This is a genomic window from Citrobacter sp. S39, from assembly GCF_009495675.1.
GTDB classification, from domain to species: domain Bacteria; phylum Pseudomonadota; class Gammaproteobacteria; order Enterobacterales; family Enterobacteriaceae; genus Citrobacter; species Citrobacter freundii.
Window position 1 is genome coordinate 1592206 of record NZ_CP045555.1, and the last position, 25213, is coordinate 1617418.

Below are 25213 nucleotides of genomic sequence, written 5' to 3' on the forward strand. Positions count from 1 at the left end.
AGTCGTACTCCATTGTTTTCCCTGACTATACGGGCAAATCTATCAGCAAAGCGCGCAGCGGGGTATCGGCGACTAACGTTATGTTAGTTTCGTCACGAATAAATGCCCCATCGCCACAGGTGAGCGCTTCTTTTTCGGCGCCAGATGTCACCGCATGGAATCTGCCGTGAATCGACTGTAAATAAGCGCGTGGCCCATGTAACTGAAAACTCAGCGATTCACCTTGCTGCAGTTCAACGTGGTGCACCCATACCTGTTGGCGCAGATGCAGGCTGCCTTGTTCACCGTCCGGCGAGGCCAGCAGCTGATGCTTACCGGTACCCAGCGTGGCTTTCTGTACGCAGGCGTTTTCACGCTGCGGGCAGGCGTCCAGCCAGAGCTGCATCCGCGTTAACGGTTTGTCTTTGCTGATATTGTGTTCGCTATAGCTAATCCCGGGCTGTGTCGCGAGCAGTAAAACTTCGCCTGCTTTGGCCTTGATATGGTTGCCTTCGCTGTCTCGGTACTCCGCTTCCCCTTCGAGGATCAGATTGACGATATCCACCTTCGGATAGGTCCGTGGCTGGAAAGAGGCCCCCGGTGCCAGAACTTCCTGGTTCAGAACACGCAGCGAGGCATAACCCAGCAGTTTAGGATCAAAATAGTGTCCAAAGGAGAAGGTATAACGGGCCTGCAGCCAGCCGTAGTCTGCTTGCCCGCATTGTTTGGCTGTACGGGTAGTAATCATAGTTCTTGACCTCTCTTTACTTCCTTTTATGTTAAATGGCTAGACGCTGCATTGTTAGCCAGATATTCTGCCCGGTATGTTCAAATTTCCTGAATGAGAACGAGATGGCTAAAGAAAGGGCTTTAACGCTTGAGGCGTTACGCGTCATGGACGCAATAGACAGGCGCGGCAGCTTTGCCGCCGCCGCAGACGAACTGGGGCGCGTGCCTTCCGCACTTAGCTATACCATGCAGAAGCTGGAGGAAGAGCTGGACGTAGTGCTGTTTGACCGTTCAGGCCACCGCACAAAATTCACTAACGTCGGGCGTATGCTGCTGGAGCGTGGGCGCGTACTGCTGGAAGCTGCGGATAAACTGACTACCGATGCCGAAGCGCTGGCTCGCGGATGGGAAACGCATTTGACTATCGTTACCGAAGCACTGGTGCCAACGGCGGCGTTTTTCCCGCTGATCGACAGACTGGCCGGGAAGGCCAATACCCAGCTTTCCGTTATTACCGAAGTTCTGGCCGGGGCGTGGGAGCGTCTTGAGCAGGGGCGGGCGGATATCGTGATTGCGCCGGATATGCATTTTCGCTCATCTTCCGAAATCAACTCGCGCAAGCTGTACTCGCTGATGAACGTGTATGTGGCGGCACCGGATCATCCTATCCACCAGGAGCCGGAACCGTTATCGGAAGTCACCCGTGTGAAATACCGTGGGATCGCTGTGGCGGATACCGCACGTGAACGTCCGGTGCTGACCGTTCAACTGCTGGATAAACAGCCGCGTCTGACGGTGAGTACGATAGAAGATAAACGTCAGGCGTTGCTGGCCGGATTGGGCGTAGCGACAATGCCGTACCCGCTGGTGGAAGAGGATATTGCAGCTGGTCGACTGCGGGTCGTTAGTCCGGAATCGACAAGCGAGATAGATATTATTATGGCCTGGCGTCGTGACAGCATGGGCGAGGCGAAATCCTGGTGTCTGCGAGAAATTCCCAAGCTGTTTGCGGGTAAATAAGAAATACGCCCCTCCAACGGAAGGGGCGTATTTAAATTCAGGACAACTGTTTGGGGTCAGCGCCGAAGCGGTTACTCCCCGGAGTGCCGTTTTGACAGTTGAAAATGATGATCACCAACCAGCCGACGATCGGGATCAGCAGCACCAGCAGCCACCAGGCTGAACGATCGGTGTCATGCAAACGCCGGAACTGTACCGCCCACCACGGGATAAAGACCAGAACCCCGTAAATCGTCGTTAATATGCCTTCTCCTCCGGCGCGTTCCCAGCCAAGCATTCTGTCCAGAATGCCCAGCACGAACGTGAAGATGATGTTGACCAGCACAAACATCCAGTATTCTTTACGACGCGCGCGGCCACCAAACCCAAAGTAGTTCTTTAATACGTTTAAATACCAATCCATTTTTGCCTCGTTCTGCGTTCAATTACTTGTTTTTAAAGCAATCAAATTAAGAATAGCTGCGAATGGAATGCTGGTAAATATTTGTGTTGTTAATTATTTGGCCTCCAAACGGGCAATGCCGATCAGTTAAGCATGTATGGTGAACATGTGATTCTTGCTCAGGGTTCCGTTCACCTCATGTGCGTTGCTTCTCTGATATCTTTATACCCGTGAACGGGCAAGGGAGGCTCACCGCCGCCTCCCTTGCAACCCAGGCTCCCGGCGGGAAAATCGTCGCTGCGCGATGTATTCGTCTTATTCCGTCTGCCTGTCGGGTCGGAGCCGAGCCTGCGTCCATGCAGGCCGTCCCCTCTGCCCGCATGGATGCGGGTTCAGGGCGCGTTTTACAGGGACGTTTCCTCGCGCCCGACCCGGTAGCCTGGAGGAATAAGCGGAGGGTATTGCATAGCAACAATTTTCCTGCCGGGAGCCGGGATTGTAAAGGGCGTGGCGGAGAACGCCCTTTACACGTTCACAGGAATCGGTGCTTCAGAGAAACGATGAACATGAGGTGAACGGAACCCTTTCCCTGAAATAGCATATTCATTACCTCCGCCAGCACATGTTGATGCCTTTCGAAACTGAGGCGTTAACTGAACAGCATTACCCAAACGGAGGCCAGTGTAAATCAGGCGAAACGCTCGTCACGCCCATGAGGTTCGCTGAGATCCTGCCACGGGCCGATTGAAATAATACCGGTCGGGTTGATTGTTTTGTGGCTACGGAAGTAGTGATGACGGATATGGTCAAAGTTGACGGTCTCCGCAATGCCCGGCATCTGGTAGATATCGCGCAGAAAACCGTACAGATTCAGGTAATCACTGATGCGGTGTTTGTCGCACTTGAAGTGGGTGACATAAACCGGATCAAAGCGCACCAGCGTGGTCCACAGGCGAATATCGGCCTCAGTTAGCTGGTCACCGGTCAGGAAGCGATGCTGACCAAGGATCTGCTCCAGTCGTGCCAGAGATTGAAAGACTTTTTCCACGGCATCGTCGTAGGCTTCCTGGCTGGTGGCAAATCCCGCTTTATACACGCCGTTATTGACGTTGTCATAAATCCAGCCGTTCAGCTCGTCGATTTTGCTATGCAGGGCAGGTGGATAGTAATCCCCGGCTTTCGCACCCAGCGCATCAAACGCAGTGTTAAACATGCGGATGATTTCTGCAGATTCGTTGCTGACAATAGTGTGGTTTTTTTTGTCCCACAGTACCGGAACGGTCACCCGACCGCTGTAGTGCGGATCGGCGTGTAAATAGAGCTGATAAAGAAATTCGTGCTGATACAGGGTATCGCCGGTTGCCGCTGGGAAGTTGTCGTCAAAGGTCCAGCCGTTTTCCAGCATTAGCGGATGCACAACGGAAACGGAAATAAACGGTTCCAGCCCTTTAAGTTTACGCAAAATCAGTGTGCGATGTGCCCACGGACAGGCCAGAGAAACGTACAGATGATAACGGTCTTTTTCGGCAGCAAAGCCACCTTCACCGGTCTGGCCAGGCGTGCCATCTGCGGTGAGCCAGTTACGGAAAGCCGATGCAGAACGTTGAAATTTCCCACCGGTTGATTTGGTATCGTACCAGGTGTCATGCCAGACGCCGTCAATCAGTTGTCCCATTTTATCGTCTCCTCAGATAGCAAAAGCGAGGAGATATCTCCTCGCTTTTTGATGTGTTCAGTATAGTTTGCTTACCACTTTTTATTCAGTACGCGGTCAATACTGAATGCGCCCGGACCGGTGATAGCCAGCAGCAGGAAGCCGCCTGCGATGGTCAGGTTTTTCATAAACATCAGAGAGTTCACACCTTCCGCAAAGTTACTGTGGAAGAGGAACGCCGTCAGCAGCGTGAAGCCTGCGGTGAACAGCGCGGTAGTACGGGTCAGGAAACCGAACAGAATTGCCAGGCCGCCGCCAAACTCAAGCAGAATCACCAGCGGCAGCATAAATCCAGGGACGCCCATGGCTTCCATGTACTGTTGGGTACCTGCATATCCGGTGATTTTTCCCCAACCTGCGGTAATAAACAGGATTGGCATCAGAATGCGCGCTACCAGTACACCAACATCTTCTAATTTCTTCATCATACTCTCCAGGAAACCACTCAGGCGGCTTATTGTGTTTTTTTGTGCACCGGCGCTGCAGAGCGCGTCGTTGCTGTCGATGGAGAGAATCATAAACGTGCTTAGTGACAATTGTTAGCAAGGAAAACTGTCAGAAATTATCAAAAAATTTGAGGTTAGGTGGGAGTAGGGGGATTAGCCGCGCAACTGCTGCTGCCTGATGGTCGATTTCACCAGACGCCAGATGCTCCAGACGCTAAAGCCGCGTTTGGCCCAGCGTACCAGCAGATTTGGGTTACGGATGGTGCGAACCGCCATAATACTGCTCCCGACTAACACCCAGCCGCGCAGGTTCAACAGCGTCTTCCAGCCACGATCGTAGACCTCGGTGGCTTCCAGCCAGTCGCGGCGAGTAGCAGACAGATCCAGCCGTTGCTGCTGGATCTGTCCAAGCAGTTGCGCCTTACGTTGTTGACGTTCGACTTTACTGCTCATTATGCGTCATCCTCCAGAGCCCGCCTGTCGTTCGCGAGTTCATTGCGCGTATGGCGTAGCAGCGTTGTTTTACGCGCTTTACGCAGCGTCCATATCCCGCCAATCAGCGCTAACAGCAACAGCACTACGGTGGTGGCAATCATGGCGTTCAGGCGGTATTGAGGGTCAATGGCCCAGATGATAAGTACCATCAGGCTCATCAGGCCAAACGCCGCGAACAGCATAGTCAGCCCAAGCATCAGCAGGATCTGGATGAGGTTGGCTTTTTCCTCTTCCAGCTCAACGACGGCCAGCCGCAGCCGCGTCTCTACGATCTCAACGAGAATCGTCAGGATCCGCTGTCCAATACCCAGTACGCCTTTGCCTGGACCTTGTGCGTGTTGAGAATCAGCCATTGTTAACGGCGCGACAGCAGTACACCAAGCACCACACCGACTGCAGCGCCAATGCCGACGCCTGTCCATGGGTTTTCGCGCACGTAGTTATCGGCTTTAGCCGCGGCCTCACGGGTCTGTTTGGCAATCACATCGCTGGTTTCACTCAGACGATGGCGGCTCTCGCGCAGCGCATGTTCGGCTTTGCTGCGAATTTTACTCATCTCTTCCTTCGACTTATCGCCAGAAGAGCTAAGTACTTCTTCAAGCGTATCCGCAAGAGATTTCAGCTCAGCGCGCAGGTTTTCCGTAGCATTATCTTTCGACATAGTTTTCTCCAGTTGAGTGGCTAGTTACCGTACTTAGTAATCGCGGGTCTCGAGTTCTTTTAGCTCTTTCTGAGCTTCAGCAAGCTTGTGTTCGCGCTTAGCTACCTTATCCGCATCGCCTTTTTGCTTAGCTTCGGCTAAGTCACGTTGACGCTCGGCAATCTCATTTTTCTGCTCGGCGATTTTTTTCTGATGGTTGGCGCGCAGTTTGCTGTCAGTACAGTTTGCCCTGACTTCGCTCAGCGCTTTGTTCAGTCCATTGATGCGGCTCTGATTATTGTGTTTTTCGGCATAGCTAATCTCCCGCTGAATGTCTTGTTCTTTTTCCTGACAGAGGGTGTTGGCGTAGCTGCCGGCACTTAGAGCGAAAAGGCTAATTGCCAAAGCGATGCGGTATTTCATTCTTGAACCTTCCATTGTGATTCGACCTCGTCGTTTAGGGTCGATGCTCCAGAATAATAAAACGTTGGGTCATAAGCCCAGTTTATTAATCATAGGCGCTAAACGGTGAAATCACCAAAGTGAGTGATCTAATTCAGATTCCTGGAAATTAACCAAAGCGGTGTGGAGTATCACGTAAGCGGGATAACCACTGCACCGCCTGATTATCATCATCCTGCTGAGCGATAACGAAACCGTGCGGTAAAGTTCGATCAAGTACGACCTTTGCCGCTGCGCTCTGCGCGCTGGAATCAAAGGTAATCAGCAGTGCGTCATTTTGCGGAGTGATGCTTTTAAAACGAATGCCGTTGGCATCCAGGTGATGCCAGATAGAGAAGCCATCAGGCATGCTGGCTCCCTGGTTTACGGCACGAATGGCAAGCGTTGATTCCTGCTGGCGAATGACAGACCAGGTCAGGAGCAACGCGCCAATGAACAGCATAAAAGTGGTGGACCAGGCAAGTCGTCGGAGCGTTATGCATGGTTTCAGCATAATTTACCCTCGGTTCCCGTATTTCTTCTTCCAAAGAACAACCAGTGAACCTGCCAGACCAAACACCAGTAACACCACAGGAAGCAGCATCAGACAAGACATCAGCTGATCTTCATACTTGAGAAACACCGGCGTTTTGCCCAGCAGATAACCAAGCGTTGTGAGAATCAAAACCCAAAGCAGTCCACTCATCCAGTTGAAGAACTGAAAGCGCGCATTGTTCAGGCCGGACAATCCTGCGATGGTCGGCAGTAATGTTCTGACAAACGCGATGAAGCGACCGACCAGCAGCGCAGACAAGCCATGCTTATGGAACAGATGATGCGCGCGCTGATGGTAATGTGCGGGCAGATGAGATAGCCAGTTTTGTACTGTGCGGGTATTCCCCAGCCATCGCCCCTGGATATAGCTAAGCCAGCAACCCAGGCTGGCTGCGGTAGTGAGCAGCAGTACCGTTTGCGGGAAACCCATCGCGCCTTTGGCGATAAGTACGCCGACCAGCACCAGTAGACTGTCGCCAGGTAAAAAGGCCGCTGGCAGCAGTCCGTTTTCCAGAAACAAAATGGTAAATAGTACGAAATAGAGCATGCCAATCATGGAAGGATTGGCCAGCGTTTCAAAATCCTGAGCCCATAAAGCATTCAGTAATTGAGTCAGTAGTTCCATTCAATATTCCTGGAGAATCGGTTGTCGTCATGCCGGTTTTCTGGAGTTTGTAACGCCGCAATTTTATTGGTGTTTTTTACATGGATCGCGGTCTGACACAAATTCACGGCCTGAACTATTCCCTGTAAAGTTGTGAAGTAAGCAAGCTCTCAAACACAAAAATTCAAATAGCATCTAATTGTAACAAAGGTCAACGTTGTCCGTTATAGAAATTACGGTTGTTGAACTGTGATTTTGCTTATCGCAATGGAGGGAGGCGAGAGGATTTACACAGGCTGACACTTTATACCTAATGCTTACCAAGCAGGAGAAACAGGCGCTTTGTCGCGCCTGCATCGAAAAGATTGCTTATTTAGCGCTGTTAACTGCCGTATCGAGATGAACGACCGGATTTTCTGCAAAAAGATAACGATCGGCGTTGAACTCAAAATCATCGCTGGTCTCGTTGAATAACATGATTTTGGTATTCTCCAGGTGCTGCCACATCGCCAATTTTGCCGCATTGGGATCTTTACGGATCAGTGCTTTGAGAATTTGATCATGGTCATCACACCAGTTATCGACGGTACGTGCGTCGATATGCTCGTGCAGTTTTTTCCAGTACGGGTTGTGGCTGCGCTGGGTCCACATTTTTTCCACGATGGCGGCCAGCGCTGAGTTCTGCGTGGCTAGCGCGACCTGAATATGAAACTGCAGATCCCATTCGGAATCGCGGAAGCATTTTTCATTCCGCGCATGCTCTTGAATGTCCATCAGTTTCATGATGTCTTGCTTGGTAACCTGCGTAGCAGCAAATTCAGCGATATTGCTTTCAATCAACTGACGAGCCTGAAGCAGCTCGAAAGGACCATAATTGGCGAATTCAAGCGATTCGTCGGTGGCCTGCTGGTGACGGGCCTGGTTCGAAATGACATGAATGCCAGAACCTTTGCGCACTTCTACATAGCCCTCAACTTCGAGCATGATAATCGCTTCACGAACCACGGTACGGCTGACATTTTTTTCATCGGCGATAAAGCGCTCTGCGGGGAGTTTTTCACCCACCAGATAGACGCCCTGCTCAATGCGTTCTTTCAGATCAGCGGCAAGTTGTTGGTACAAACGTCGTGGTTCAGTGATTTCCATATGCGCTCCAGGCATGATACGGCAGACTCTATTTGTTATACCACTTTTACGATTACGGCTCCACTCGCGACGTCAAAAAAGCCGCCAGATAACTGGCGGCTTAGCATGACAAAACCTTGTTAAATCTTGTCCGGTTAACTTTGCGCAGCGGGATCGCCAGTTTGCGACTCTGACTCTACCTCGCTGGCCGATTTGTTCTGCAATACTGTCCAGATGACTAACGCGCCGAGGAGGTCGAATACCGCCAGTACGGCAAACAGTGGGCTAAAGCCGATGGTGTCAGCCAGTGCGCCGACGACCAGCGCAAACAGCGTACTTGCAAGCCAGGCGGACATACCGGTCAGACCGTTCGCCGTTGCCACTTCATTTCGACCAAACACGTCAGAAGAGAGTGTGATCAGCGCACCGGACAGCGCCTGGTGAGCAAAGCCACCGACGCACAGCAGGGCGATAGCAATGTATGGGCTGGTGAACAGACCGATCATCCCTGGGCCAATCATCAGCAATGCACCCATGGTGACGACCATTTTACGCGAAACGATCAGGTTAACGCCGAACCAGCGCTGGAACAGCGGCGGTAAGTAACCCCCAACGATACAGCCCAGGTCAGCAAACAGCATCGGCATCCAGGCAAACATCGCAATTTCTTTCAGGTTAAAGCCGTAGACTTTAAACATGAACAGCGGGATCCAGGCGTTGAAGGTCCCCCATGCCGGTTCTGCCAGGAAACGCGGCAGCGCGATGCCCCAGAACTGGCGGTTACGCAGGATCTGACCGAGCGACATTTTTTTCGAGGTCGCGTTTTTATGCTGTGATTCCTGACCATTCAGAATGTAATCACGTTCTTCATCAGACAGTTTTTTCTGGTCGCGCGGGTGTTTGTAGAACACAAGCCAGCACATCGCCCAGATGAAGCTCAGCGCACCGGAAATAATGAATGCCATCTGCCAGCTGTGCATGACGATGGCCCAGACCACCAGCGGTGGAGCAATCATCGCGCCGATAGAAGAGCCGACGTTAAAGTAACCTACGGCAATTGAACGCTCTTTTGCCGGGAACCATTCAGAACTGGCTTTCAGACCCGCAGGGATCATTGCGGCTTCAGCGGCACCTACCGCGCCACGCGCCAGTGCCAGTCCACCCCAACTGCCAGCCAGTGCGGTCGCGCCACAGAAGACGGCCCACAGAACGGCGAACATCGCATAACCCACTTTTGTGCCGAGCACATCGAGCACGTAGCCGGCAACGGGTTGCATTACGGTGTAAGCAGCAGAATACGCTGCGATGATATAGGAATACTGTTGAGTGGAGATGTGTAACTCTTCCATCAGAGTTGGCGCAGCTGCCGCCACAGTGTTACGTGTCAGGTAACCCAGCACGGTGCCAAGTGTCACCAGTGCAATCATGTACCAACGTAACCCTTTAATTTTACGCATGTAAAACCTCATCGTTTTGTTATGTCCGCGAACGAGCGGTCATCTTCCAGTTCAGGGCGGAGGATGTTCTTTTACGAGGGGGGACCGAAAAAAAGCCGGTACTCCCCGAACTTTGCCATGTCAATAATTGTGCTAATTCGGTTTCCGTACCGGTCAATCCGATGGATATCCATCGGTAATTTGCATTCCGTCGGCTTATGTATCGCGACGGCCAAAAGATAACTTGTCATACAGCTTTAAAAGGTGAGTGCCATCACAAAAGTGTGAATCTTCGTGTGGTCATTATTTCGATTCAGCAAAGCCAGAACTGGCGCGGCTTGACGCGTGATTTACCTCTTTGAGAGTAATTTTTTTGTCACCATTTGTTGATCTAACTCACGAAAATATCTTCAGCGTATAGAAATTGGTGTGATAACTTTGTCAACATCAAAACATAAGCAATCTGACGCACTCGTTGAGAGGAAGACGATAATGACCCCGTTTATGACTGAAGATTTCCTGCTGGACACCGAATTTGCCCGCCGTCTGTACCATGATTACGCCAAAGACCAGCCGATTTTCGATTACCACTGCCATTTACCACCGCAACAAATCGCTGAAAACTACCGTTTTAATAACCTGTATGACATCTGGCTGAAGGGTGATCACTACAAATGGCGTGCGATGCGTACCAATGGCGTCGCTGAGCGCTTGTGTACCGGCGATGCGTCCGATCGCGAGAAGTTTGACGCATGGGCCGCCACGGTTCCGCACACTATCGGTAACCCGCTGTACCACTGGACCCACCTCGAATTACGTCGTCCGTTTGGTATTACAGGTAAGCTGCTGTCTCCGGCAACGGCTGACGAAATCTGGAACCAGTGCAATGAGCTGCTGGCGCAGGACAAATTCTCCGCGCGCGGAATCATGCAGCAGATGAATGTGAAAATGGTCGGCACTACCGATGATCCGATCGACTCTCTGGAGCACCATGCGGCCGTTGCTAAAGACGGAAGCTTTGATGTGAAAGTGCTGCCGAGCTGGCGTCCGGATAAAGCCTTTAACATTGAGCTGGCGACCTTTAATGACTACATGGCGAAGCTCGGTGAAGTGTCTGACACGGATATCCGCCGCTTCAGCGACCTGCAAGCTGCACTGACCAAACGTCTTGATCACTTCGCAGCGCACGGCTGTAAAGTCTCTGACCATGCGCTGGATGTGGTGCTGTTTGCAGAATCTAACGAATCTGAGCTGGATAGCATTCTGGCGCGTCGCCTGGCGGGTGAAACCCTGAGTGAACATGAAGTGGCGCAGTTCAAAACCGCCGTTCTGGTGTTCCTCGGCGCTGAATACGCCCGTCGCGAATGGGTACAGCAGTACCACATCGGCGCGCTGCGTAATAACAACCTGCGTCAGTTCAAACTGCTCGGCGCGGACGTCGGCTTCGACTCCATCAACGACCGTCCGATGGCGGAAGAGCTGTCCAAACTGCTGAGCAAGCAGAATGAACAAAACCTGCTGCCGAAAACCATTCTGTACTGCCTGAACCCGCGTGATAACGAAGTGCTGGGCACTATGATCGGTAACTTCCAGGGCGAAGGTATGCCGGGCAAAATGCAGTTCGGTTCCGGCTGGTGGTTCAACGATCAGAAAGACGGGATGGAACGTCAGATGACGCAGCTGGCCCAGCTCGGTTTGCTGAGCCGTTTCGTCGGCATGCTGACCGATAGCCGTAGCTTCCTGTCATACACGCGCCATGAATACTTCCGTCGTATTCTGTGCCAGATGATTGGCCGTTGGGTTGCTGCAGGTGAAGCACCGGCAGATATCCAGCTGCTGGGTGAAATGGTCAGAAATATTTGCTTCAACAATGCGCGCGATTATTTCGCCATTGAACTGAACTAAGGCCTGGGTGAAGGTATGCAATACATCAAGATCCATGCGCTGGATAACGTCGCGGTTGCGCTTGCTGATTTGGCTGAAGGAAACGAAGTCACCGTTGATGGGCAGGCGGTAATCCTGCGTCAGGCGGTCTCTCGTGGCCATAAATTCGCCTTATGCGATATTGCGAAAGGCGAAAACGTCATTAAATACGGTTTGCCAATTGGCCATACGCTGGTGGATGTTGCGGCGGGTGAGCATATTCATGCTCACAACACGCGTACCAATCTGAGCGACCTGGATACGTATCGCTACCAACCTGATTTTCAGGCGGAAGTTGCACAACCGGCGGATCGCGATGTGCAGATCTACCGTCGTGCCAACGGCGATGTTGGCGTGCGCAACGAACTGTGGATCCTACCAACGGTAGGCTGCGTTAACGCGATGGCACGCCAGATGCAGAACCGTTTTCTGAAAGAGACTAACGACGCCGAAGGAATCGACGGCGTGCATCTCTTCAGCCACACCTACGGCTGTTCACAGCTCGGCGACGACCACATTAATACCCGCACCATGCTGCAAAACATGGTGCGTCACCCGAATGCGGGTGCGGTGCTGGTGGTTGGTCTGGGCTGTGAAAACAATCAGGTGGATGCCTTCCGCGAAACCTTAGGCGAGTACGATCCTGATCGCGTTCACTTCATGGTCTGCCAACATCAGGAAGACGAAGTGGAAGCGGGGATTGAACATCTTCACCAGCTGTACAACGTGATGCGTAACGATAAGCGTGAACCGGGTAAGCTGGGCGAGCTGAAGTTTGGTCTGGAATGCGGCGGCTCTGACGGCCTCTCCGGTATTACCGCCAACCCGATGCTGGGCCGTTTCTCCGACTACGTGATTGCTAACGGCGGAACTACAGTGCTGACCGAAGTGCCGGAAATGTTCGGCGCCGAACAGCTGCTGATGGACCACTGCCGCGATGAAGAAACGTTTGGCAAGCTGGTCACCATGGTCAATGACTTCAAGCAGTATTTCATTGCCCACGATCAGCCGATCTACGAGAACCCATCGCCGGGCAACAAAGCGGGCGGTATCACCACGCTTGAAGATAAATCGCTGGGCTGTACGCAAAAAGCGGGCTCCAGCCAGGTGGTTGACGTGCTGCGCTACGGCGAGCGTCTGAAAACCCACGGCCTGAACCTGCTGAGCGCACCTGGTAACGATGCGGTGGCGACCAGTGCCCTGGCGGGGGCGGGCTGTCATATGGTGCTGTTCAGTACCGGTCGCGGTACGCCGTACGGTGGTTTTGTACCGACGGTGAAAATTGCCACCAACAGCGAGCTGGCAGCGAAGAAAAAGCACTGGATCGATTTTGACGCTGGACAGTTGATCCACGGTAAAGCGATGCCTCAACTGCTGAGCGAGTTTGTCGATACGATCGTTGAGTTCGCCAACGGTAAGCAAACCTGCAACGAGCGCAACGATTTCCGGGAACTGGCTATCTTTAAAAGCGGCGTAACGTTGTAATTACCCTTCATCTTTTGCACCACAGCTGTGTTGGCTGCGTTCGCCCACCCCGGTCACTTACTCATGTAAGCTCTCGGGGATGTGCGAACTTGCCGCCTTGCTGTAGCACAAAATCTTTTGGGTAAGTTTGTTTATGGTGGAATCTAAAAACGGCGTTTCATAATATGGAGCGCCGTTTGTTTTTGCATTACCTGACAAGGATCATTCATGACCGCGTATTGGCTGGCCCAGGGCGTAGGTGTCATCGCCTTTCTGATCGGCATTACCACCTTTTTCAATCGCGATGAGCGCCGCTTCCGGCTGCAACTTGCTGTCTATAGCGCCACCATTGGCGTGCATTTTTTTCTGATGGGCGCCTGGCCCGCGGGAATGAGCGCAGAACTCAACACCATCCGCACACTTGTCTCAATGCATACCCGCAAACTGTGGGTGATGACCGTTTTTATTATCCTCACCCTGGTTCTCGGTCTGGCGAAATTACAGCATGCGATGGAGCTGTTACCGATAATTGGCACGCTGGCCAGCACCTGGGCGCTGTTTCGCTGCAAAGGGTTAACCGTGCGTTGCGTAATGTGGTGCGCAACCGCCTGTTGGGTTATCCATAATTTCTGGCTGGGATCGATTGGCGGGACGATGATCGAAGGGAGTTTTCTGGTGATGAATGGCCTGAACATTATTCGCTTCCGGCGGATGCAAAAACGTGGAATTGATCCGTTCAAAATTGAAAAAAGCGTACAAGAAAAGAGCCCCTCCGCCCGATAACGGAGGGGCGCAGGGATTAGCCGCGCAGAGCGTTATTTGCCAGACGCTCGTCTTCAGCCTGGCAGGCTGCCGCGGTAAACAAGACATCTGTAGAAGAGTTCAGCGCCGTTTCACAGGAATCCTGCAATACGCCGATGATAAAGCCGACGGCAACTACCTGCATGGCGATATCATTCGGGATACCGAACATATTACACGCCAGTGGGATCAGCAGCAGAGATCCACCCGCCACGCCAGATGCGCCACAGGCGCAAAGCGAAGCCACCACGCTCAGTAACAGCGCCGTCGGTAAATCGACCGGAATACCCAGCGTATTCACCGCCGCCAGCGTCAGCACGGTAATGGTGATCGCCGCACCCGCCATATTGATGGTGGCGCCCAGCGGGATAGATACCGAGTAGGTATCACGATCCAGATTCAGCTTCTCACATAGCGCCATATTCACCGGAATGTTGGCGGCAGAACTGCGGGTAAAGAAAGCGTACACGCCGCTTTCGCGCAGACAGGCCAGCACCAGCGGATACGGGTTACGGCGAATTTTCCAGAAGACCAGCAGTGGGTTGACCACAAACGCCACCAGCAGCATACAGCCTACCAGTACGGTCAGCAGTTGGGCGTAGCCCCAAAGCGTTGCGAAACCGGTGGTTGCCAGCGTGGATGAGACCAGACCAAAGATACCGATTGGCGCGAAACGAATCACCAGCTTTACCATAAAGGTGACGGCGTTGGACATATCATTGACCAGATTTTTGGTCGTTTCATTACCGTGGCGCAGTGCAAAGCCCAGACCAACGGCCCAGACCAGAATACCGATATAGTTAGCGTTAAGCAGGGCATCAATTGGGTTAGAAACCATGCTCATCAGCAGGCTACGCATTACTTCAACGATGCCGGACGGCGGCACGATATCGCCAGCGCTGCTGGAAAGGTGCAGTGTCGACGGGAAGGCGAAGCTGAAGACAACGGCGGCTAATGCCGCTGAAAATGTTCCGAGCAGGTAAAGGAACAGAATGGGGCGGATATTGGTTTTTTGCCCGTGTTGGTGGTTGGCGATAGAGGCCATGACCAGCATCAGAACCAGAATTGGCGCGACGGCTTTTAATGCGCCGACGAACAGCGTACCCAGTAAACCAACGGCTTCTGCCGCAGGTTTTGACACCAGTGCGAGTAAAATCCCCAGTACCAGGCCAATCAAAATTTGTTTAACCAGGCTCCCTTGCGCCAAACGCGAGAGTAGCCCCGATGAACGTTGCGTAGTCATGTCGTGATCCTTTCATTGTGTTGTTGCTCATCCATCGTGCGCTCTTACGACGCATCTTTCTGGATGTAACAAAGTGTTTGCGTGGTTGAGTATAAGGAAAGATAAAGCTTCGGGAAGAGAAATATCCTGGATTCCCCGCTGAGATCATATTTTATAACTTTGAATTAACATTGTTTTGACATGATAAACAAAAAGCCCGACGCACGCAGTGTGCTGCCGGGCTTTTCAGCTAGCAGATGAAACTTACTGTATTTGCTGCTTTTTATCGTGCTGGTGGTTGACCCATGCGTTAACAATCAGCGTCACAAACAGAATGCCAAATACCACGCCTAACGAGATAGCGATCGGGATATGGTAGAAATCGACGATCAGCATCTTAATACCGATAAACACCAGAATAACCGACAAGCCGTACTTCAGCATCGAGAAACGCTCCGCCACGCCCGCCAGCAGGAAGTACATTGCACGCAGCCCCAAAATAGCAAACAGGTTCGAGGTCAGCACGATGAACGGGTCGGTGGTAACGGCAAAGATAGCCGGAATACTGTCGACGGCGAAAATCACGTCGCTCAGCTCAACCAGAATCAACACCAACATCAGCGGCGTGACAAACAGCAGACCGTTTTTACGCACGAAGAATTTTTCATCTTCGATGGTATCGGTCATGCGCAAATGGCCGCGCAGCCAGCGTACTAACGGTCTGTCGCCGATACCGGAGGCATCTTCTTTCGCCAGCGCCATCTTCACGCCGGTAAACAGCAGGAACGCGCCGAACACGTACAGCAGCCACTCAAACTGGGTGATAAGCCAGCTGCCGGCGAAGATCATGATCGTACGCAGAACAATTGCTCCCAGCACGCCATACACCAATACCCGGCGCTGCAACGCAGGCGGCACTGAGAAGTAGCTGAAGAGCATCAACCAGACAAAGACGTTATCTACTGCCAGCGATTTTTCGATCAGATAGCCGGTCAGGAACGCCAGTGCCTGTGGATCGGCAACGGCGCGGCCCTGGGTTTCCGCCAGGTACCACCAGAAGGCGGCGTTAAACAGTAGCGACAGCGTTACCCAGACGATTGACCAGGCCGCAGCCTGTTTCATCGACATCGTATGTGCGCCACGACGACCCTGCAACAGCAGGTCGATGGCCAGCATAATTACCACTACGACAGCGAAGCCACCCCATAACACCGGTGTGCCGACAGTATTCATTGTATTTCCCCATGCATAAAAAAAACGGCCAACGCCGAATGACGTTAGCCGCTGCTTTTTATGCATAGACCTTGCCATTCGGCAAGGTCTCACTTACAACAACAAAGGAATACGATGGCGTATTCCTTTGTTATCGCCCGGTGACCGGATGTGGTTTTTCACACATCGTAATGACGATCAACCGACAACGAAGTTACTCCCCTTTGCGGGTTACAAAATATTACAGGCCAGGCATTCAGTCAATGGCCTGCAACATTCCATTTACACACTTTTACGCAGTCAGCGAGGTTACCGTTTCGTCTGCCGGGAAAATCACGCCGGTCTGGCGGCGAATCTCCGTTTGCAGTTTAGTGGTGATACGGCTGACGGCCAGTGCCGGGTGATCCACTTCGCCGGATTCAACCAAATGGGCAAAAGCCTCTGCCTCATACAGCATAGTATTGATGTGTTGAGGCGTCGTCAGATCCTGCGTTTTTCCCCCGCGTGGAACGAAGCACACCTTTTGGCATTCGGAAATATGCTCGATGACCAGCGATCCCGACTCGCCCTGAATTTCACTGGCTAATACCGAGTCGCTTACTTTTGAGTGCTGGAGCGTAACGCTGAAATCACCGTAATTCAGCACCACCACACCGTGAGCATCCACGCCGCTTTCCAGCAGGCTGGCGCTGGCCTGAACGCTCTGTGGTTCGCCCCACAGCGCAACCGCCGAGGCCAGGCAGTAAAAACCGATATCCATAATCGAGCCATTGGAGAACGCCGGATTAAACGTGTTCGGATTCTCACCATCCAGATAGCGCTGGTAACGCGAGGAGTACTGGCAGTAATTGATAAATGCTTTCCTGATTTTTCCAACTTTTGGGAGCGATTGCTGTAACAGCAGGAAGTTAGGCAGGCTGGCGGTTTTAAACGCTTCAAACAGCACGACCTGGTTTTCACGCGCGCAGGCGATAGCGGCTTCGGCTTGCGCCAGGTTGGAGGCCAGTGGCTTTTCGCAAATAACATGCTTTTTGTGCCGCAAAAACAGCTCGGTCTGCGGGAAGTGCAGGGAGTTTGGACTGGCGATGTAGACGGCGTCGATCGCCTCGCTTTGCGCCATCGCTTCCAGCGAAGTAAACAGATGCTCGACGGGGTAATCGTTGGCGAAGGTCTGTGCCTGCTCAAGGCTACGAGAATAGACTGCGGTTAACTTATACTTGCCGGTTTCATGGGCGGCATCGACAAACTGGCGGGTGATCCAGTTTGTGCCAATTACTGCGAAACGTATCATAAAGGCCTTCAGGCTGCGAAAAGGGATTCTTTCGTCAATTTAGCATGCCCTGAAGACAAAGCCAGTGCGCGACTACGCAGTTTGCTTTAACGATTGTTGCGTTAACCACAGGCGGGTATCGAACTCCAGTTGGTGATACTGAGGCTCCATATGACAGCACAGCTGGTAAAACGCTTTGTCGTGCTCTTTTTCTTTCAGATGCGCCAGTTCATGAACGACAATCATACGCAAAAAGGGTTCGGGGGCATTGCGAAAAACGGTCGCCACGCGGATCTCCGCTTTAGCTTTGAGCTTTCCGCCCTGCACGCGAGAAACGGCGGTATGCAGTCCCAGCGCATTCTTCAGAACGTGGATCTTGCTGTCATACATGACTTTATTCAGCGGCGGGGCGTTACGCAGAAACTGATTTTTCAGATCCTGAGTATATTGCCAGAGCGCTTTGTCGGTCGCGAAGTCATGCGTACCCGGATAGCGCTTCTCCAGCACTGCGCCCAGGCGTTGCTCAGCAATCAGCGTTCTCACCTGAGAAAGTAAATTCTCCGGATATCCTTGCAGATAGATCAACTGACTCATTAGTGCCCCATATAAAGTATAAAAAGTGTATACTCACGCACCCTTTTCAGGGATACGCCGAAATTTTACCATTCAGGAGGGCCGATGAGCCACATAGACAACGGTTTCCGTTCGCTGTCACTTAAACGTTTCCCGGAAACGGATGACGTTAACCCGCTGCTGGCGTGGGAAGCTGCAGATGAATATCTGCTGCAACAGCTGGACGATACCGAGATTAGCGGCCCGGTGCTGATCCTGAATGATACCTTCGGTGCGCTGGGCTGTGCGCTGGCGGAACATACGCCGTACAGCATTGGCGACTCCTATCTCAGCGAGCTTGCCACACGTGAGAACCTGCGTCACAACGATATTGCCGAGTCGAGCGTCAAGTTCCTCGACAGTACCGCTGACTATCCGCAGGCGCCGGGCGTGGTGCTGATTAAGCTGCCAAAAACCATGGCGCTGCTGGAGCAGCAACTGCGCGCCCTGCGTGAAGTGGTCACGCCGCAGACGCGTATCATCGCCGGTGCAAAAGCGCGTGATATCCACACCTCTACGCTGGAGCTGTTTGAGAAAGTGCTGGGACCAACCACCACCACGCTGGCATGGAAAAAGGCGCGCCTGATCAACGGCACCTTTACCAAACCGGCGCTGGCCGATACCGCCCAGACCCTGAGCTGGAAGCTGGAAGGCACCGACTGGACCATCCACAACCATGCCAACGTCTTCTCCCGTACCGGGCTGGACATCGGCGCACGTTTCTTTATGGAGCATCTGCCGGAAAACCTGGAAGGCGAGATTGTCGATCTCGGCTGCGGTAACGGCGTGCTGGGCATGACGCTGCTGGCGAAGAACCCAGAAGCCAGCGTGGTGTTTGTTGATGAATCACCGATGGCGGTCGCTTCCAGCCGTCTGAACGTGGAAACCAACCTGCCGGACGCGCTGGATCGCAGCGAATTTATGATTAATAACGCGCTCTCCGGCGTAGAACCGTTCCGCTTCAACGCGGTGTTCTGCAACCCTCCGTTCCACCAGAAGCATGCGCTGACCGATAATATCGCCTGGGAGATGTTCCACCACGCCCGCCGCTGCCTGAAAATCAACGGTGAGCTGTACATTGTGGCTAACCGTCACCTCGACTACTTCCACAAGTTGAAGAAGATTTTCGGCAACTGCGTAACCATCGCCACCAATAATAAATTCGTGGTGCTAAAAGCGGTCAAAACCGGTCGCCGTCGTTAAGCCCTTGTGCCGGATAGCGGCTAACGCCTTATCCGGCCTACACGAGCTGCCTCGTAGGCCTGATAAGCGTAGCGCCATCAGGCAAAGATGTGCGCAGTTGTCTTATCCGACCTACGGGATACAACGTGTTAAATCTCCAGCGCTAAGCGGGTCCCCTGCGCAATAGCGCGTCGGGCATCCAGTTCCATCGCCACATCGCAGCCGCCGATCAGATGCACCGTTTTACCTGCCGCGTGCAGCGGATCGACCAGTTCACGGCGTGGCTCTTGTCCGGCGCAAATCACCACGTTATCCACGTTAAAGATCACCGGTTCGCCATTCAACACGACGTGTAACCCATCATCATCAATCTTCTGGTAGCTGACTGCCGGGATCATTTTCACGCCGCGTGAGAGCAGGGTGGCGCGATGGATCCAGCCCGTCGTTTTACCTAAACCTTGCCCCGGTTTGCTGGCTTTACGCTGCAACATCACTATCTGGCGCGGGCTGCGGGATAAGTGCGGACCTTCCGGGCGTAAGCCGCCAGGCTGTTGCAGGCTGGTGTCGATCCCCCATTCCACGCAGAACTCCGCAATGTTCTGGCTGGTAGCTTCACCGGGTTGACTCAGATACATGGCTGTATCGAAACCAATCCCGCCGCAGCCAACGATCGCTACGCGTTTGCCCACTGGCGTTTTATCGCGCAGAACGTCGAGATAGCTCAGCACTTTTGGATGTTCGATCCCCTCGATCGGCGGCATACGTGGCTCGATCCCGCTGGCAAGGATCACTTCGTCGAAAGTGTGCAGATCGTGTGCGCTGACAAAGTGATTCAGCTTCAGGGTCACGCCAGTCACGTCGATCATCCGGCGGTAGTAGCGCAGGGTTTCATAGAATTCTTCTTTGCCGGGGATCTGTTTGGCGATATTAAACTGCCCGCCAATCTCGCCATGTGCGTCAAACAGCGTGACGTGATGTCCGCGTGCGGCGGCATTAATGGCGAAGGAGAGGCCCGCAGGACCCGCACCGACAACCGCCAGATTCTTTGGCACAGCTGCCGCAACGATCGGCATTTTGGTTTCATGGCAGGCGCGCGGATTCACCAGGCAAGAGGTGACTTTGCCGACAAAGATCTGATCCAGACAGGCCTGGTTACAGCCGATACAGGTGTTGATCTCATCCGCTCGTCCGGTTTGCGCTTTTGACAGCAGTTCGGCATCGGCGAGGAACGGACGGGCCATCGACACCATATCGGCATCGCCACGGGCCAGAATGTCATCGGCGACCTGGGGATCGTTAATGCGGTTGGTGGTGACCAGTGGGATTGTCACATGCCCTTTCAGCTTACGCGTCACCCAACTAAACGCGCCGCGCGGTACTGGGGTAGCGATAGTGGGAATACGCGCCTCATGCCAGCCAATACCGGTGTTAATAATGGTGGCCCCGGCGGCTTCTATAGCCTGCGCCAGCTGGACGGTTTCGTCGAAGGTTCCGCCGTTTTCTACCAGATCGAGCATCGACAGGCGGAATATAATTATAAAGTCATTACCGGCACGCTGACGTACCGCTCGCACCACCTCAACGGCAAAACGCATGCGGTTGGCATACTCACCGCCCCATTGGTCATCGCGCTGGTTGGTACGCAGAGTCAGGAATTCGTTGATGAGATACCCTTCCGACCCCATCACTTCTACGCCATCGTAGCCCGCTTCCCGCGCCAGTTGGGCGCAATGGGCAAAATCTTCAATCAACTGCAGCACTTCATCGTGCGTCAGCTCATGTGGCGTAAAGCGGTTAATGGGGGCCTGAATAGCAGATGGGGCTACCAGATGCGGCTGGTAGCTGTAACGCCCGGTGTGCAGGATTTGCAGGGCGATTTTGCCGCCTTCGTCATGCACGGCATCGGTAATGACGCGATGGTGTGCAAGCTGGCTGCTGTCGTTGAGCATCGCGCCGCCTTCCATCCCCACGCCGGAAAGCGCAGGCGCAATGCCTCCGCTCACAATTAACGCGACCCCGTGACGAGCGCGCTCGGCGTAGAACGCGGCCAGTCGTTCTGCACCGTCGGGATACTCCTCCAGCCCGGTATGCATTGAACCCATCAGCACGCGGTTTTTAAGCGTGGTGAAGCCTAAATCGAGCGGGGCGAACAGCGACGGATAGCTCATAAAGGTGTCCAGTATGTAAAATTATTGTTATGTGGTCGGATGAGTTCTAATTTAGCCGTCGCCGCGTAAAAGGGAAAAGGGGAATGCCGTGATTGTGATGGGATTCAAAAAAGGAGTGGGGCCAGAGAATGAATATGCCGGATATCGGTGCAAGCACCTAATCCGGCCTGTGAAAATGTGTCTTTGTAGACCGGATAAACGAAGCGCCATCCGGCGGTATGTCACAGATTACTGTTTTTTAAGAAAATCGTTGTACAGCATATAGAGATGCGCCGCGCTCCAGGAGAAGTTTGGCGCGCCCTGCTGTGCACCGGTCAATGGGTTATAGTTTTCCTGAATCGGACCGTCAGCGGTGAGGCCTTTGGCGTGGCTGAAGAAGGTATCCGCCAGTTTTAACGCTTCATCGCGATAGCCATAACGCTCCATCCCTTTTAGCCCAAACCAGAACTGATCCACCCAGACGCGCCCGCGCCAGTAGATGTCCGCGCCGAAGGCGGGGTTGGTCAGCGCTGCAGTACCAAGTGGGACAAATGTGTTGAACTCGTTGGGATCGAGCATCACCTTAACCACCGCATCCGCATGGGGCTGCGTTGCCGCCCCGTTAAACAGCGGCGACCAGCCTTCCGGCCCTTTGCCACGTTCGACGATTGGTTTACCCGCACAGCCGTTGGTCAACGGGGTATCTTCGATCCTCACGTCATAGAAGAATCGGGTGTCTGGGTCGAACATGCAGGTATTGATGTAATCCGCCAGTTTTTGCGCCAGCTGGCGGTAGCGCTGCGCTTCTTTGTGTTTACCGAGCAGGGTCGCCATCTCCGCCAGATAATGGTTGTCGCTGTACATATAGCTGGCCTGATCGACCGATTCCTGCAGCAGCGAGTAACCCAGCAACTTACCGTCGTTACTGCGGTTTTCGGCAAATTTCACCACCCAGTCGCTGCGTTTCCCTCCGTTAGCGACATATTTATCCAGTTGCTCTTTGTCGATAAAACCAAAGACTGCCGCATCGTCACGCCCGGATTCCCAGGAAGCAGCAACCTGTGCTGGGATCTCGAGGCTGTCATACTGGCCTTTACTGGTGATGTTGGCGTAGTTTTTCAGTCCGGAAAGGGTTTCTTCCTTGTCGCCATTTTTCACCGTAAACAGCATTTCACCGCTGTCGGTATTGTGGGCTTTATCGCGGGTCGCGCCGTATTCCGGTACGCCGTTGCCGTTATGATCGCGGTTTCGCAGCCACCAGTCGTGATATGCAACCAGCTTTGGATACATCTCTTCGAGCCAGGCCTTATCCTTGGTGACGTTGTAGACTTCCATTACCGACCAGGCAGCCAGGCTTGGCTTGGTGTTACGCTCGTTCCAGTTGCCGCCGTCGCCGCCGCGCTCGGGGCTAAGGTTCCAGGCAATCAGGTCGGGAATGAATCCGGCGTCTTGCGGGCGAACGGGATCGCCGGGTTTAATCTGCCATGAAAAGACGGCGCGGATGTTCTCTTTGGCGATCTCCGGGTTAAAGTGCGCCATGGCGAAGGCCTGCTTCCAGGTATCCCACGGCCAGGTCTGGTTGCCGGAGAACCAACGGCCGGTAACCGACGGTGTCACGGTATTGTGTTTTACCGCACCGCCCGGCGAGCGCCAGTTACCGTTCAGCGTTTCGATCGCCTTCACCGCCACTCGGGTTTGTTCTGGCGTGGCGTCCGGGTTGTTTAAGCCTTTCTTGAGATAGTCGTCCCAGCGCTGCTGTGAGGCGAGCATGTAAGAAGAAGGACGCGCCAGAATATCGCGGATCTGCGGTTGCTCTTTTGCCACATCTTCGGCGGTAAGCAGATGAGACCAGGTGGTGTAAATCGTCGTCGAACCGTTGATATGGGTCTTCCCCGTGAAGCGATGACCATTAACCGTGGTTTTCATGGCGACAGATTTATGCACCTGATACTCAGACTCGCCGGAGGTGAGCAGATCCCAGGTTGAACGTACCTTGCCGAAGGTGACTTTCAGGCCGTCGTGCGTGGCGGTGATTTTGCGCTGATAGCCAGGGAACTCGCCATCAATGGTTTTATCCGACAGGGCTTTTCCCTCTTTTGCCTCCAGTTTTTCCAGCAGTTCGCCGTCCCACACCAGATCCAGCGGCGAGTTGCTGGTGATTTTGGTTTCCAGCAGCGAAGTGCGCGGACTGGCGAAGCGTAGCGTCATCTCTACCTGTACATCTTTTGATGACAATTTCTGTACCAGCGCCCCGGGAATGCTGTAAGCCTCGAGGGCAAAATCGACCTTTTTACCGTGCTGATACACCGTCAGTCGGTCAAAATTATTGGCCATAAAGTTGATGTACTCTTCGGTCAGCAGTGCGACGCCAGGAAAGCCGCCCATTGTTGCGGGGCCATCTGGCAACAGATGCCCGTGCCATGAGCCGAGGTCGAAAAAGGGATTAAAACGCTGGTGGTCGTCGTGATCGTAGTCATGCATGTAGTCCGGCGCACCGGTGCGATTAATGATGTTTTTGAAGTCATTAACGCTGGCGGCATGCGCAGAGACGTTCATCAGCAGGAGGCAGGCCAGCGGCGTAAGAAGGGGTTTGATATTCATGAGTTCCGGTCCTTGTTACCAATAGAAATATTGCATCAGGAAGATTTGGTCGCTCGGGTCACCAGATGCATTCTGCATATAGAACCGGCTGTCGAAGGCGGTAGCGAAACGTCCGCCGCCGTATTCATACCAGATACCGAACTGCATAAAGGACGTGGTTTCTTCCTCGGCGCGATCTGGTCGGTGTTTGGCGTAGCTATATGCGGTGGAGAGGTAAACGCCTTTTAGCGCTTCATACATCGCGCTGACCATATAGCCGGTCTCGGTGCCGGACACATCCAGCCCGTCGGCGCGACCTGTGTGGTGCCACGCGCGGGCGGCGAAGTTGGGCGAGAGGATGCCGGTCAGGAACAGCTGTCCGGTACCGTCCGTTATCTCCAGACCGTTCATCCAGGTTACGCCTTCTGTCAGGTCGTACTGGATGTAGCCATTCATCATAGCCGGATAGGTATATTTATCGTCGTAGCGATCGTATTTACCAAAGTGCAACCAGGCTTTGCTTTCATCGTGATGTCCGGCGGGTGTAGCGGTCACGCTATAGCGCAAAGGGCCGGTCAGGTTTTGCACCTTAATGGCGGTCATGATGTCTCGGGTATTCGGAATAACGTAGCCCAGGTCTGGCGTGAAATCCCCCCACCACTGCAGGTCATCCAGCGAGGAGTCCTGGCGCAGGCTGAGCATCACCTCTGTTCCTGCATCGGTACGGTAACCACCGTAAAAGCGGTTGATCCCGCCTTCGAATCCGCCCCAGCTATGGTCAGGAACCCAGGCATTGCCTTGATGGTCGGCCTGTACGGTCCAGCCCTCGCCGTAGATCAGACCAAACCATGAACCGTGTATTATCTCCAGGCCACCTTCAATGTAAGTACCGTCGCTGTATTTATGCTTATCTTTTCCTTCTAAATCCATATATCCACCCATGCCCAATTCGCCATAAAAACGAAAAGAGGGGGAGGTTATGGCAGGTGTTTTCGTATCGTCGTGTTCAGCAGGGCGAACTTCTTCAGCACCCAGAGAAGAGACGCAGAAAAAGGGCAGGGCAATAATTGCCCTGCAATAATGGCTAATGTTATTCATGCTTCGATCCTAAGCAAATAAAATATAATTTTTATTGTTATATACCCTTCATACTTCAAGCTGCATGTGCGTTAGCTACGTTCGTTCACCCCAGTCACATAGTTATCTATGCTCCTGGGAATTCACTCACTTGCCG

General features: G+C 53.2%; 24 protein-coding genes. 5 read left to right on the forward strand and 19 right to left on the reverse strand.

What is annotated here, in order from left to right:
• Positions 1–25: 25 nt before the first annotated feature.
• The gene (locus GFB57_RS07540) at positions 26–727 is read right to left on the reverse strand and encodes a pirin family protein (RefSeq protein WP_003024860.1); all 702 of its coding nucleotides are present in this window, start codon (positions 725–727) and stop codon (positions 26–28) included.
• 104 nt (positions 728–831) lie between these two features.
• Here GFB57_RS07540 and yhaJ point away from each other — a divergent pair, with 104 nt between their 5' ends.
• Entirely contained in the window at positions 832–1728 is an 897-nt protein-coding gene (gene yhaJ, locus GFB57_RS07545) for a DNA-binding transcriptional regulator YhaJ (RefSeq protein ID WP_003024855.1), read from the forward strand.
• Positions 1729–1765: 37 nt separating this feature from the next.
• Here yhaJ and GFB57_RS07550 read toward each other — a convergent pair whose 3' ends face one another.
• The 11 genes from GFB57_RS07550 to GFB57_RS07600 all read right to left on the reverse strand — a co-directional run bounded on the left by GFB57_RS07550 (position 1766) and on the right by GFB57_RS07600 (position 9587).
• Complete coding sequence (locus tag GFB57_RS07550; protein ID WP_003024853.1) at positions 1766–2131, reverse strand: DUF805 domain-containing protein; 366 nt, start codon at positions 2129–2131, stop codon at positions 1766–1768.
• Positions 2132–2798: 667 nt separating this feature from the next.
• Positions 2799–3785 carry a glutathione S-transferase family protein gene (locus tag GFB57_RS07555; RefSeq protein ID WP_003024851.1) on the reverse strand — a complete coding sequence of 329 codons (987 nt, stop codon included), beginning with the start codon at positions 3783–3785 and terminating at the stop codon, positions 2799–2801.
• A 71-nt stretch (positions 3786–3856) separates the two neighbouring features.
• A complete protein-coding gene (locus tag GFB57_RS07560) occupies positions 3857–4249 on the reverse strand; it encodes a DoxX family protein (protein WP_003024847.1) in 393 nt (130 codons plus the stop codon).
• A gap of 174 nt (positions 4250–4423) precedes the next feature.
• Complete coding sequence (locus tag GFB57_RS07565) at positions 4424–4723, reverse strand: YqjK-like family protein (RefSeq protein ID WP_003024845.1); 300 nt, start codon at positions 4721–4723, stop codon at positions 4424–4426.
• Positions 4723–5118 carry a phage holin family protein gene (locus GFB57_RS07570; RefSeq protein ID WP_003024834.1) on the reverse strand — a complete coding sequence of 132 codons (396 nt, stop codon included), beginning with the start codon at positions 5116–5118 and terminating at the stop codon, positions 4723–4725. The genes GFB57_RS07565 and GFB57_RS07570 overlap by 1 nt, the downstream gene beginning before the upstream one ends.
• A 2-nt stretch (positions 5119–5120) precedes the next feature.
• Positions 5121–5426 carry a YqjD family protein gene (locus GFB57_RS07575; protein WP_003024832.1) on the reverse strand — a complete coding sequence of 102 codons (306 nt, stop codon included), beginning with the start codon at positions 5424–5426 and terminating at the stop codon, positions 5121–5123.
• A gap of 33 nt (positions 5427–5459) precedes the next feature.
• The gene (locus GFB57_RS07580) at positions 5460–5828 is read right to left on the reverse strand and encodes a DUF1090 domain-containing protein (RefSeq protein ID WP_003024825.1); all 369 of its coding nucleotides are present in this window, start codon (positions 5826–5828) and stop codon (positions 5460–5462) included.
• A 148-nt stretch (positions 5829–5976) separates the two neighbouring features.
• Complete coding sequence (mzrA, locus tag GFB57_RS07585) at positions 5977–6360, reverse strand: EnvZ/OmpR regulon moderator MzrA (protein WP_003024822.1); 384 nt, start codon at positions 6358–6360, stop codon at positions 5977–5979.
• Positions 6361–6363: 3 nt separating this feature from the next.
• On the reverse strand, positions 6364–7026 hold the full coding sequence (yqjA, locus tag GFB57_RS07590; protein ID WP_003024820.1) for a DedA family general envelope maintenance protein YqjA: 663 nt from the start codon (positions 7024–7026) through the stop codon (positions 6364–6366).
• Between the two features lie 348 nt (positions 7027–7374).
• Positions 7375–8151 carry a transcriptional regulator ExuR gene (gene exuR / locus GFB57_RS07595; RefSeq protein WP_003024817.1) on the reverse strand — a complete coding sequence of 259 codons (777 nt, stop codon included), beginning with the start codon at positions 8149–8151 and terminating at the stop codon, positions 7375–7377.
• Between the two features lie 134 nt (positions 8152–8285).
• Positions 8286–9587 (reverse strand): MFS transporter, encoded by a 1302-nt coding sequence (locus tag GFB57_RS07600; RefSeq protein WP_003024814.1) that lies wholly within the window; start codon positions 9585–9587, stop codon positions 8286–8288.
• A 471-nt stretch (positions 9588–10058) separates the two neighbouring features.
• Here GFB57_RS07600 and uxaC point away from each other — a divergent pair, with 471 nt between their 5' ends.
• The 3 genes from uxaC to GFB57_RS07615 all read left to right on the forward strand — a co-directional run bounded on the left by uxaC (position 10059) and on the right by GFB57_RS07615 (position 13736).
• Positions 10059–11471 carry a glucuronate isomerase gene (gene uxaC / locus GFB57_RS07605; protein ID WP_003024811.1) on the forward strand — a complete coding sequence of 471 codons (1413 nt, stop codon included), beginning with the start codon at positions 10059–10061 and terminating at the stop codon, positions 11469–11471.
• A 15-nt stretch (positions 11472–11486) separates the two neighbouring features.
• A complete protein-coding gene (locus GFB57_RS07610) occupies positions 11487–12974 on the forward strand; it encodes an altronate dehydratase family protein (RefSeq protein WP_003024809.1) in 1488 nt (495 codons plus the stop codon).
• 207 nt (positions 12975–13181) lie between these two features.
• Positions 13182–13736 (forward strand): YgjV family protein, encoded by a 555-nt coding sequence (locus GFB57_RS07615; RefSeq protein WP_003024807.1) that lies wholly within the window; start codon positions 13182–13184, stop codon positions 13734–13736.
• Between the two features lie 16 nt (positions 13737–13752).
• Here GFB57_RS07615 and sstT read toward each other — a convergent pair whose 3' ends face one another.
• The 4 genes from sstT to GFB57_RS07635 form a co-directional block, all read right to left on the reverse strand.
• Positions 13753–14997: a serine/threonine transporter SstT gene (gene sstT / locus GFB57_RS07620; RefSeq protein ID WP_003024801.1), complete on the reverse strand. Its 1245-nt coding sequence runs from the start codon at positions 14995–14997 to the stop codon at positions 13753–13755.
• A 243-nt stretch (positions 14998–15240) separates the two neighbouring features.
• Complete coding sequence (locus tag GFB57_RS07625; RefSeq protein WP_003024798.1) at positions 15241–16209, reverse strand: TerC family protein; 969 nt, start codon at positions 16207–16209, stop codon at positions 15241–15243.
• A 271-nt stretch (positions 16210–16480) separates the two neighbouring features.
• Complete coding sequence (locus GFB57_RS07630; RefSeq protein ID WP_003024795.1) at positions 16481–17479, reverse strand: Gfo/Idh/MocA family oxidoreductase; 999 nt, start codon at positions 17477–17479, stop codon at positions 16481–16483.
• 72 nt (positions 17480–17551) lie between these two features.
• Entirely contained in the window at positions 17552–18052 is a 501-nt protein-coding gene (locus GFB57_RS07635) for a M48 family metallopeptidase (protein WP_003024792.1), read from the reverse strand.
• Positions 18053–18136: 84 nt separating this feature from the next.
• Between GFB57_RS07635 and rlmG the strand changes: the two genes are divergently transcribed.
• Complete coding sequence (rlmG, locus tag GFB57_RS07640) at positions 18137–19273, forward strand: 23S rRNA (guanine(1835)-N(2))-methyltransferase RlmG (RefSeq protein ID WP_003024789.1); 1137 nt, start codon at positions 18137–18139, stop codon at positions 19271–19273.
• A 128-nt stretch (positions 19274–19401) separates the two neighbouring features.
• Here rlmG and GFB57_RS07645 read toward each other — a convergent pair whose 3' ends face one another.
• The 3 genes from GFB57_RS07645 to ygjJ form a co-directional block, all read right to left on the reverse strand.
• Entirely contained in the window at positions 19402–21420 is a 2019-nt protein-coding gene (locus GFB57_RS07645; RefSeq protein ID WP_003024786.1) for an NADPH-dependent 2,4-dienoyl-CoA reductase, read from the reverse strand.
• 228 nt (positions 21421–21648) lie between these two features.
• Entirely contained in the window at positions 21649–24000 is a 2352-nt protein-coding gene (gene ygjK / locus GFB57_RS07650) for an alpha-glucosidase (RefSeq protein WP_003024783.1), read from the reverse strand.
• Between the two features lie 15 nt (positions 24001–24015).
• Complete coding sequence (gene ygjJ, locus GFB57_RS07655; RefSeq protein WP_003024780.1) at positions 24016–25077, reverse strand: protein YgjJ; 1062 nt, start codon at positions 25075–25077, stop codon at positions 24016–24018.
• Between the last annotated feature and the right edge of the window lie 136 nt (positions 25078–25213).